Annotated in this window: 7 protein-coding genes and 1 pseudogene; 4 read left to right on the top strand and 4 right to left on the bottom strand. The window is 60.4% G+C overall.

Annotated elements, in window-relative coordinates; all coding sequences use genetic code 11:
• Positions 1 to 82: 82 nt before the first annotated feature.
• A pseudogene (locus tag DWW51_RS10030) lies at positions 83 to 475 on the bottom strand (potassium transporter Kup); the annotation flags it as partial.
• Positions 476 to 669: 194 nt separating this feature from the next.
• Positions 670 to 1,581 carry a DMT family transporter gene (locus DWW51_RS10025; RefSeq protein ID WP_117774398.1) on the bottom strand — a complete coding sequence of 304 codons (912 nt, stop codon included), beginning with the start codon at positions 1,579 to 1,581 and terminating at the stop codon, positions 670 to 672.
• A gap of 118 nt (positions 1,582 to 1,699) precedes the next feature.
• Between DWW51_RS10025 and DWW51_RS10020 the strand changes: the two genes are divergently transcribed.
• Positions 1,700 to 2,557 (top strand): LysR family transcriptional regulator, encoded by an 858-nt coding sequence (locus DWW51_RS10020; protein WP_231501644.1) that lies wholly within the window; start codon positions 1,700 to 1,702, stop codon positions 2,555 to 2,557.
• Positions 2,558 to 2,758: 201 nt separating this feature from the next.
• Positions 2,759 to 4,240 carry an aminotransferase class I/II-fold pyridoxal phosphate-dependent enzyme gene (locus DWW51_RS10015; protein WP_117774399.1) on the top strand — a complete coding sequence of 494 codons (1,482 nt, stop codon included), beginning with the start codon at positions 2,759 to 2,761 and terminating at the stop codon, positions 4,238 to 4,240.
• 75 nt (positions 4,241 to 4,315) lie between these two features.
• Here DWW51_RS10015 and DWW51_RS10010 read toward each other — a convergent pair whose 3' ends face one another.
• Positions 4,316 to 4,726, bottom strand: a complete 411-nt coding sequence (locus tag DWW51_RS10010; RefSeq protein ID WP_117774396.1) for a peptide deformylase — start codon at positions 4,724 to 4,726, stop codon at positions 4,316 to 4,318.
• Positions 4,727 to 4,997: 271 nt separating this feature from the next.
• Here DWW51_RS10010 and DWW51_RS10005 point away from each other — a divergent pair, with 271 nt between their 5' ends.
• Together DWW51_RS10005 and DWW51_RS10000 are read left to right on the top strand one after the other, a co-directional pair.
• Positions 4,998 to 6,347: an MFS transporter gene (locus tag DWW51_RS10005; protein ID WP_231501643.1), complete on the top strand. Its 1,350-nt coding sequence runs from the start codon at positions 4,998 to 5,000 to the stop codon at positions 6,345 to 6,347.
• Between the two features lie 152 nt (positions 6,348 to 6,499).
• Entirely contained in the window at positions 6,500 to 7,411 is a 912-nt protein-coding gene (locus DWW51_RS10000; protein WP_117774394.1) for a hypothetical protein, read from the top strand.
• A gap of 424 nt (positions 7,412 to 7,835) precedes the next feature.
• Here DWW51_RS10000 and DWW51_RS09995 read toward each other — a convergent pair.
• The coding region (locus DWW51_RS09995; protein ID WP_147344083.1) for a transposase at positions 7,836 to 8,695 on the bottom strand (860 nt) is incomplete at its 5' end.

Genomic DNA, 8,695 nt, shown 5'->3' with positions numbered 1-8,695 from the left:
CATCGACCTGCGCCGATGCCCCTAAAGTAGACACACATTTTGTCCTATAAGCCCTGTTCGGGCGTATCGGCGACGCTTAGGTGTGATGCTGCGGCGGTAGCTCGCCCGACGCCATCAGGTCGCCAACAATCTGGCGCAGGTAGGCGTTGACGCGCTGGTTGACCTTAAAGCCCAGGTCCAAGCGCACGCGGAACAAAAAGTCCGTGCCAAAGGTCTCGACGGAATACTCGTGCGTATAGGGCTCGTCGGTGACATGTACGTTGATGAACCAGTATGCCTTGGCGCGCTTGGGGTGTTTGTCCAGGATGGAGTAGAGCACGTCGCGGTCGAGCGTGAGCGGGTCGGGGCTGTTGGTGAGAAACACGAGGTTGTCGGCGGGCACGGGATAGGTCTCGTCGTTGCGCAGACGGTCGAGCTGATCAATGTACTTGGAGACGGGCAGCAGGATCGTTTGCGTGCGCTCGATGGCGAGGCCGTAGGCGTACTTTTATGCCGTCTTCATACATATATGAGCAGTGTGGCTCATCGGATTATTTAAGACAATAATCCCCAGCTGGGGATTATTCACGTACGCAGGTAGCATTTCAAAATAGGGGCGCATCCGCTGAATGGTTCTGCTGCAATGTGATAACCGCGGACAGACCCTGCTTTGAAACTGAAGAGGGGCTTTTAGGCGCGTGCTGCCTGGGCGATACCGGCCTTGGCGCTTGCGCGTTTGCCGGCGAGTTCGCAAAAGATCGCGCCGCAGATGATAAGCGCGGCGCCCATCAGGCGGACCGGCGTTATGGCTTCGCCCAAGAGGATGGCGGAGAATACGACGGCCGAAAGTGGCTCGAGGTAGCCGACGACCGCGACGGTCTGCACGGGCAGCTTGGCGACGGCACTAAAGTAGAGCAGGCAACCGATGCCGGTGTTGACGACGCCGAGCATAGCGACGGCGCGCCAATCTATGCCTGCGGCGATGCCGGGGGATAAGAACGAGGGGACTCCCTGAGTGGCGAGTGTGAGGACAAGCGCGGTCACAAAGGCAGCGCTCACCTGGAGCGCGGAGTTCTCGAGGCCTTCGATGTGCGGCGCTCTCTTGCTGGCAATGATCATCAATGCATAGCAGAAGGCCGAGGCGATGCCGCAGACGATGCCCACAATGGGCATATTGCCGCCGAGACCTTGCGCCGCAATGAGAAAAGCGCCGCAGGCGACGGCGATAAACCCGGCGATTTTGCCGCCGGTCAGTTTTTCGCCAAAGATAAGCGGTGAGAGGGCCATGACGATGATGGGACCGCAGTAGTACAGCAGCGAGGAGACGCCGACGCCAATCGTCTGATACGCGCGGAACAGAAAAATCCAGCTGGCGCCCAGCGCGGCTCCCGAGAGGAGGAGGGCTGCGGCTTCGCGGGGGCGAGATGGCGCCTGCAACTTATGGCGTTGGGTGATGGCGAGGATGGCGGCAAGCGAGAGTGCGCCCAAAAACGTGCGTAGTAGCACGATATCGGAGCTCGGCAGTGCGATGACGGCGGCGATGATGCCGTTGGAGCCAAACAATAGCAATGCTGCTAAGTACGCAAACAGTCCGTTGTTCATGTGCTGACATCCCCTCTATATCCGAGCATGTTCACTATGGGTGAACTGGCTTTAGAAGAAAAGCGAATATAATGCATGGATAACATGACAAAGACTCATGCAAAGGTGGAGGGGTGCCGTGGAGACGAATATTCAAAAGATGCAGGTGCTGCTCGAGACCGTGCGCGCCGGCAGTTTTACGCGCGCCGCCGAGCGGCTGAGCTATTCGCAGTCGGGCGTGAGCCGTATGGTGGCCGATCTCGAGGCCGACTGGGGCTTTAAAGTGCTCGATAGAAGCCGCGAGGGCGTAGTGCTTTCTGCCGATGGGCGGCAGGTCATGCCGGCAGTCGAGGCGTTATGCGAAGAGTTTGGCCGCCTGCAACGACGGGTGGATGAGATGCGCGGGCTCATGCGCGGCAAAATCTGCATCGGTACGTTTTCGAGTGTGGCGACCCACGTGTTGCCGCCGGTGATTGCGCGTTTTCGCGCCGATCACCCGGACGTCGATTATGAGTTGCTGATGGGCGATTACTCAGAGATTGAACAATGGGTGGCAGAGGGCCGCTGCGATCTGGGCTTTATCCCGCGTGAGCCACGCGGCGCCGGCATGGCGTCGCGGCCGTTAGTGCAAGACGAGCTGATGGCCGTGGTGCCAGCGGACTCCTCGCTTGCCACCGCGGAGATCGTTTCCCTTGCCGATTTGGCCAACGAGCAGTTTATTCTGCTGGAACGCGGTAGCGACGACGAGATCACGCCGCTGTTCCGCCGCGCGGGCCTGGCGGTGCGCTCTAAGCTGTCGACCTGGGATGATTATGCGATTATGGCTATGGTCGAGGACGGCCTGGGCGTGAGCATTCTTCCCGCGCTCATCTTGCGCCGCTGCCAGTTCGATGTTGCCGTGCGTTCGCTCGAAGGGCATCCCCATCGGCAGATCAACGCCATATGCCGCACCGCTGACGTTTCGCTTGCGGCGGCTCGTTTCCTCGAATACCTCTAAACGTGTACACGTCATTGTCCGCTTTGGGCAAATCTCAGAGTCCGGTACATTTTCTTATGAAATTGAACTTTCGAATGAGGTGGCGCGTTATACTGCTGCCTAAATTGAACTTTGGTTCAATTCGTGTTCTATAAATTGAACTTTGCCAGCAAGGAGGTTCCTGTGGCCCAAGAGGCGTTTTGCGATCGCCTGCGACAGGCTATGTCCGATCGCGACGTCCGCCAGTCGGACGTAATCCGTGCATCGGAGATGCTCGGCAAAAAACTCGGCAAGAGTCAGATGAGCCAATATGTGAGCGGCAAGACGATTCCGCGGCGCGATGTGGCAGAACTGCTCGCCCGTATTTTGGAGGTCGATGTTACCTGGCTGATCGCCGGTGACGCCGACCAAGGCGAGACATCATCGCCCCGCAACGTTTCCAAGCCCGAACCCCATCCCTCAGCTCAAATTCCAAGGAGCACCACCATGCGTACTTTTTCTAAATCCGCCAAACTCGAGAACGTCCTGTATGACGTGCGCGGCCCCGTCGTCGACGAGGCTGCCCGTATGGAGGACGAAGGCGAGCGCATCCTCAAGCTCAACATCGGTAATCCGGCACCCTTTGGTTTCCGCACGCCCGATGAGGTCATCAAGGACATGCGCCAGCAGCTGCCCGACTGCGAAGGCTATTCCAACTCGCGCGGCCTGTTCTCTGCGCGCAAGGCAATCATGCAGTACTCGCAGATCAAGGGCCTGCCCAATGTTCAGATGGAGCACATCTACACGGGCAACGGCGTGTCCGAACTCATTCAGCTTTCGATGAACGCGCTGCTCGACAATGGCGACGAGATTTTGATCCCCAGCCCCGACTATCCGCTCTGGACGGCGTGCGCAACCCTCGCCGGCGGTCATCCCGTTCACTATCTGTGTGATGAGCAAGCGGATTGGTATCCCGACTTGGAGGATATGGAGTCCAAGATCACGAGCGCGACCAAGGCCCTCGTCATCATCAACCCCAACAACCCCACGGGCTCGGTCTATCCGCGCGAGGTGCTCGAGGGCATCGTTGAGATCGCGCGCAGACACCAGCTCATGATTTTTGCCGATGAGATTTACGACCGCCTGTGCATGGACGGCTACGAGCACGTCTCGATTGCCTCGCTCGCTCCCGACCTGCCCTGCGTCACCTTTAGCGGCCTTTCCAAGTCGCACATGATTGCGGGCTATCGTATTGGCTGGATGGTGCTTTCGGGCAACCAGCGCTGCATGAGCGACTTTATTATGGGCATCAACATGCTCTCGAACATGCGCCTGTGCTCCAACGTGCCGGCTCAGTCAATCGTCCAGACGGCACTCGGTGGACACCAGTCCGTCAACGACTACATCCGTCCCGGCGGCCGTGTCTACGAGCAGCGCAACTTTGTGTATGAGGCGCTCAACAAGATTGACGGCATCTCGGTGGTCAAGCCGCGTGCGGCGTTCTATATCTTCCCCAAGATGGATGTCAAGAAATTCAACATCACCGATGACGAGCAGTTTGCCCTTGACCTGCTACACGAGAAGAAGATCCTGATCACCCGCGGCGGCGGCTTTAACTGGGCCGAGCCCGACCACTTCCGCATCGTGTACCTGCCGCGCATGGAAGTGCTCAAGGAGTCCCTCGAAGACCTCGCCGACTTCTTTGACCATTACCGTCAGAGCTAGTGGGATAGAAGCTCCGCACTATGAAAAGCTCCCTGCAGTTGTTTTGCTGCAGGGAGCTTTCTTGAATCGGCGGAACTATATAACGATTCCGCAACAGTGGTCGATTTCGTGTTGGATGATCTCGGCGGTGTAGCCCGAGAAGTTCTTGATGCGGTGGACGAAGTTCTCGTCCAAATACTCCACCTTAATGCGGCGGTAGCGGGTACAGGGGCGCTCACCGATCAACGAGAGGCATCCTTCGCTCGTCTGGTAGGCATTGACCTGCTCAAGAATCTGCGGGTTGTACATAAGCAGCGACTTGCTGCCGTCCTTTACGCAGATGATGCGTTTGCGCACGCCGATCATATTGGCGGCGAGGCCCACGCACTCGTGCTCATGCTCATGGAGCGTATCCAGGAGGTCCTGCCCGGTCGCGGCATCATCGGGCCCCGCGTCTTCGGAAGGCAGGCGCAAAAAGAACTCGGATTTCATGATGGGCTTAATCATGGCGGGCTCCTCATGTCTCGTGCTTTCGTGGACTTTTAATAATAGCGCGGAAGGAAAGCTGCGCGTCAGCGTTACAATCTTTCGACGTTGGACCATGTGGCCAGATTCGTCGTGTTGCGGCGTCTGGCGTAAGTCTAGGGCTCATTCTCGCCCTGGACTGTTCCTCCGGGGCGATGCGATTGTCGTTCCAAGAGGAAGGAAATGCATGGGGAGCAAATCTCAGCAACAAGTTCAAGTAGCGCCATCGGCCACTGCGGCGTTTCTCGTCGTAATGTATATTGCAGCCTTTGTCGCCGCGTTTAACGAGAACATTATTAACGTGGCGTTGCACGACATCATGGCGGTCTTTTCGGTGAGCGCTACCACGGCGCAGTGGCTCGTTTCGGGATACATGATCGTGACGTCGATCTTTACGGCTATCATGGCCTTTCTGTCCGGTCGTTTCTCGACGCGCAAGCTGCTGTTTTTCGCATGCGGATGCATGGTCGCCGGAGAAGTCCTGTGCCTGGTCGCCCCGTCGTTTACCGTTTTGCTGCCAAGTCGTATTTTGCAGGTTGCGGGATCGGGCATCTTGTTTCCGCTCATGATGAATGTGGTGCTATCTTGTGCTCCGCGCGAGAAGCTCGGTCTGTATCTGAGCCTGGGCGGTGCCTGCATTACGCTAGGGCCGGCGTTTGGGCCCGTGATTAGTGGTCTTATGTGCACGTTGTTTGGCTGGAGGGCGGTGTTCGTAGTGCCGCTGGTGGGCGGTGTCGTGGTCGCCGCGGCGGCAGCAAAGCTCGTTCGGAATGTCGGAGAGCGCTCGAACACCACGCTTGATATTCTGTCGGTTGTTTTGCTCACTGCCGGCATTACGGCGTTCGTGTATTCCGTAGGCGAGTTCTCGACCAATGTGATGGCCGGTATCGCGACGCTTTTCGCCGCTGTTGTGGTGCTCGGCCTGTTTGCGGTTCGTCAGCTCAAGCTCAAGCATCCGGTGCTTAACGTGCGTCCCATGGCGAGCGTTCGTTTTTGGCCTGCATGCCTGCTTGTGGTGGTGTCGATGATGACGACGTTCTCGATGAGCGTTTTGTTGCCGCTCTATTTTGAGGGCGCATACGGCATGACCGCACTTGTCGCGGGTTTGCTCATTTTGCCGGCGATCGCCTGCAACGCCGTGACCTCGATTGTGGGCGGACGCGTGATGGATGCCCGTGGTGCGTGGCCGCTGCTGCCGGTCGGCTTTGCCCTGATCGCTGTGGGGCAGACGGCAATCTCGATGACCGCGGCAAGCATGAACATCGGCGTTGTCGTGCTGCTGACCGTTGTGGTGTATGCCGGCGTCGGTTTGGTACTGAGCCCCTCGCAGACCGCCGGTTTGGAGACGCTTCCCGCCGCTGAGCATCCTCACGGAACGGCATTGCTTAACACGTGGAACATGATTGCCGCGTCGTTTGGTCCGTCGCTGTTTATCGGCCTGCTTTCGAGTTCTGCGGTGGCTGCTGGCGCCGCAGGCGTTGCGTCGGACGTTGCCCAGGCGATAGGATTTGCAGCCGCCGTGCGCGTGGCGGCCGTGATTGCCGTTGTCGGGTTCGCGGTGTCGCTGGTGTACGCTCGCCGCGAGTCGCACATGTCGCATTAATGTGTGCACATAGATTCTGCAGCTAGATTGGATGGCGACACCATAAACTAATGGACGTTTTGCCGAGAGGCATGAATGTATAAAGCGCAAAGAGTGCGCGACGGGCCCCGCGAATGGGGCGATGATGCCCGAGAGGGCCAAGAAGGAGTCTCATGTCTGAGAACGAAGAGATCATGAACGAGACCGAGAACGAGACCATGGCTGCCGAGGTCGAGGCAGTCGAGACCGTGGAGACCGAAGCTGCTGAGGTTGAGGCTGCTGACGAGGTTTCCGCCGAGGAGGAGGCCGAGGTTGTCGAGGCCGCCGCTGATTACGATGACGAAGAGCTGATGGACAAGATGCAGAAGGCCGCTCGCCTGCTGCGTAGCCGTCGCTTTGCTATTTCCAAGGAGGAGGAGGCCAAGGCCGAGCGCATGGCGAACATCGAGCGCGCCATTAAGCTCCTTGACCTCAAGCCCAAGATGGAGCAGAAGGAAATGTCCGACCTGCTGGGCATGCGCCTTCGTGAGCTCGATGGTCTGATGGCCGAGGCCGAGGCTGCCGATCTGGTCGGCCGCATCGACGACGCCGAGGGCGATATGCGCAAGATCGTTGTCTTCGCTGCCGAGGATGCCGCTGAGGGCCTGGTCGAGCTTGCCAACAAGAAGGAGAAGCTCCTGCCCGAGCTTTCTTACGAGGAGGCCACCGAGCTGATGGCCGCTCTCGATAAGGTCATCGCTCCGCTCGTCGCCATGGGCCTGGACGAGGACCGCGGTCCTCGCGGCGGCCGTGACGAGCGCGGTGGCCGTGGCGGCGACCGTGGCGGTCGCGGCGGCTTTGGCGATCGCGGTGGCCGTGGCGGTGACCGCGGCGGTCGCGGTGGCGATCGCGGTGGCCGTGGCGGCTTTGGTGACCGTGGCGGCGACCGTGGCGGTCGCGGCGGCTTTGGTGGCAACCGTGGTGGCTATGGCGATCGCGGTGGCAACCGTGGCGGCTTTGGCGGCAACCGTGGTAACGACCGCGGCGGTCGCGGTGGCGACCGTGGCGGCCGTAACGGCGGCGGCTTCCGCGGCAACCGTTTCTAGGGGTTACGCGGTTCTACGAACCGCGTAACTAGTTGACGCTGCAAACCCGCCAGAACGGCAATCTGCCTTTCAACTTCGGCGGCATGATCAAAAGATCAATGCCGCCTCGTTTCAAGGCACCTTGCTCGCTCTGGCGGGTTTTCGCTCATATGACCCAATCCGCTGTCAAGAGCCACAATGGCCCCGCCGACCGCTTGCAATCGGTCGGCGGGGCCTGCCGTTAACCCGTCCCGGTCCGCCCCCGGCATGTCATCGACGCCTTCGGCTCAGTCTCATATCCGCGGATACCGTTCTGTCGGCCCGCACTCCATTCCTTCGGCGGGGTTCCCCAAGTCTGTCGAGGCGCATGCGGAGGGCTCCGCGCGCACAGCGAAATAGGGGGTATCCCCGAAGGCCGCCCGGCTCGCCGGGGCGGGGGCTATGTCTATTCCGCGCCCTCCCGGCACATCATGCCGAGGGCCCAGAGCCACCTCACGAGCTCGGCCGCGGTGGCCGCGTTAGCCTTCGCCTGGGGCATGCCGCGGGCGAGCATCTCCTCGCGCCGCCGCAGGAGCCGCTCGGATCCCTTCCTCCCGTGCATCCTTATCTCGAGGGGCACGCCCGTGTCCCTCGGCATGAGCTTCGGCTGGTGCCGCGCCGCGGCGTAGCACCATGAACCCTCAACGGCCAGCTTCCTCACGAGCGCGTTGCCCGCACCGCTGATGCCTCCGAGCCGCACGGAGTCGCCGCTCGACCTCTGACTCGGCGCGAGGCCGAAATAGGCCGTGACCTGCCTTCCGGAACGGAACCTCGTGAAGTCGCCGACCTCGGCCGAGAAGGCTGCGGCCAGCGCGAAGGCGCAGCCCTTGATCGACTGGAGGGCGGCCACCTCCGCGGCGATCGGGCTGGCATCCACGGCCGCCCTGTACTCGGAGAGCAGATCCGCCCGGGCCTCCGCCGCGGCCTCGACCTCGCTCCTCAGAGCGGCGAGCGTCCGAACCCCGCCATCGTCCTCCGGCCTGACCTTGTCGAGCCACCTCAGGAAGTCGTAGGTCCAGTACTTCCTCGGGTTGCCGGCGGGCGTGGTGCCGCCGTAGGCGAACCCTCGCTTTGCGAGGAAGGCGAGCAGCCGCTGCTTGGCGGTCGCCAGGCGCGCGGTCGCCCCGTCGTAGGCGCCGGCGAGGTCCCTGATGCCCTCGACCTCGGGGGAGGGGACCCATACGGGGGAGATGTCGTGGGCGAGTATCGCCTTGGTGTTAGCGTCAATATATTTTTCACCATTTTCACCAACGTATTTTCGCCAAT

The sequence above is a fragment of the Collinsella sp. AF15-51 genome (genome assembly GCF_003462845.1).
Taxonomy (GTDB): Bacteria; Actinomycetota; Coriobacteriia; order Coriobacteriales; family Coriobacteriaceae; genus Collinsella.
This window is presented reverse-complemented; position numbering and strand designations above follow the sequence as displayed.

What these genes read in the sequence shown, in the direction of transcription:
- DWW51_RS10025 (WP_117774398.1), bottom strand. Translation starts at nt 1,581, where the DNA reads ATGAACAACGGACTGTTTGCGTACTTAGCAGCATTGCTATTGTTTGGC.
- DWW51_RS10015 (WP_117774399.1), top strand. Translation starts at nt 2,759, where the DNA reads ATGTCCGATCGCGACGTCCGCCAGTCGGACGTAATCCGTGCATCGGAG.
- DWW51_RS10000 (WP_117774394.1), top strand. Translation starts at nt 6,500, where the DNA reads ATGTCTGAGAACGAAGAGATCATGAACGAGACCGAGAACGAGACCATG.
- DWW51_RS10005 (WP_231501643.1), top strand. Translation starts at nt 4,998, where the DNA reads ATGTATATTGCAGCCTTTGTCGCCGCGTTTAACGAGAACATTATTAAC.
- DWW51_RS10010 (WP_117774396.1), bottom strand. Translation starts at nt 4,726, where the DNA reads ATGATTAAGCCCATCATGAAATCCGAGTTCTTTTTGCGCCTGCCTTCC.